Below are 1,623 nucleotides of genomic sequence, written 5' to 3'. Positions count from 1 at the left end.
CGTTCAACGACCACAAGCAATGGCGTGGCATCGCCACCCGCTACGACAGGCTCGCCACCGTCTACCGAGGAGCCGTCGTCCTCCGGGCCATCACCATGTGGCTAACGACTTAGGAGACGCGCCCTAGCTGTGATGCCCTGCCAGGTTGTTCAACCTGGTGATGGGTGGCGCCTTCCCGACCGCTGAGTGGGGCCGGTGGTGGTTGTACTGGTGGACCCATGCTGGCAGAGCCGCGAGCCGAGCTGACTCGGAGTTGTAGAACTTCTTGAATGCCCAGCCCTCGGTGAGTGTTCGGTGGAAGCGCTCGATCTTGCCGTTGGTCTGTGGGCGGTAGGGCCGTGTCTTCTTCGGCGTGATGCCCAGCTCGGCGCAGGTGTCGCGCCACAGGAAGGAGCGGTAGGCGCCGCCGTTGTCGCTGAGCACCCGGTGCACGGTGACACCTCGTTCAGCGAACCAGGCGACGGCGTTGCGCAGCACGGCGACCGAGGTCTCCTTGGTCTCGTCGTCGCGCGCCTCGACGTAGGCGACCCGGGAGTGGTCGTCGATGACGGTGTGCAGGTAGCACGTGCCGATCAACGGCTGGCGGTACTTGCTCCTGGGTGCACCGGTGCGGGCCACGGTCCTCGCGGTTCCTGAACCCCTGTTCCCGGCCGGTGTAGCGCCACCCGCCACCATCGGGGACCCTGCCGAGCTTCTTCACGTCGACGTGGATCAGGTCGCCGGGGCGCTCGTGCTCGTAGCGTCTGATCGCCTCGCCGGTCGCGCGGTCGATGTGGGTGAGCCGGTTGATCCGGCAGCGAACCAGGACCGCATGCACGGTCGAGGAGGCCATGCCGAGCCGGTCGCCGATCTCTACCGGTCCCAGCCGCTGCTTCCACCGCAGGTGCACGATCTTGCGGACCACCGGGGCCGGCGTCCGGTTCGGCTGACGATGCGGCGCCGAGGAACGGTCGAACATCCCCGCGGGCCCCTCGTCGCGGTAGCGCTCGGCCCACTTCTGCGCGGTGCGCCACGAGACGTCGTAACGCTCGGCTGCGCGGGCGGGGGGCCAGCCGTGGTCGATCACCAGCTGACCAAGACGGAGTCGCGCACGAGGCGTCAGGGCAGCGTTGACATGGGTAGCGTGGGCCACGAAGGCCTCCTCTGGTGGCGGAGCGGTTCCTCAACAGCTCCACTCCACACCGGGAGGCCTTCGCCCATCTACACGTCAGACGCTGTGATCGCAGGTCCTCGACCAACGTGCCTGGTCATCACAGCTAGCAGCACGTGGCCGTGGTTGGTCAGGAACGTCCAGGACCGACGGCGGTCCTCAGGCATGTGTTCCCCCTTCGCCGTGGTCCCTCGACGTCGATAGCTGAAGTGTGCTTCACTCGTGTGCAGGAGGGGAGTATCCCCAGCGACGCTTCTGCCGTCAGTACGGTCCCGCCGGAGGGACTCGGCGTAGCGGGCGCCCGGCGACCGCGCCGAGGTGCCGGGAGAGACCTCAGGTCAGCAGTACCGACCGAGGCAGGAGTCTCCGCATGGATGTCCCGTTGTGGTTGTGGTTGGCCGTGCTCGGCGGCATCGTCGCCATGCTCGCCGTGGACCTGTTCGCGCATCGCAAAGCCCACGTCATCGGCGTGC

At 67.4% G+C, this 1,623-nt stretch carries 1 pseudogene; it reads right to left on the bottom strand.

Annotation, left to right across the window (positions count from 1 at the left end):
• Positions 1-123: 123 nt before the first annotated feature.
• Positions 124-1,132, bottom strand: a pseudogene (locus DQ244_RS19065) (IS481 family transposase).
• Positions 1,133-1,623: the final 491 nt, after the last annotated feature.

The sequence above is a fragment of the Blastococcus sp. TBT05-19 genome (assembly GCF_003319095.1).
GTDB lineage: Bacteria > Actinomycetota > Actinomycetes > Mycobacteriales > Geodermatophilaceae > Blastococcus.
This window is presented reverse-complemented; position numbering and strand designations above follow the sequence as displayed.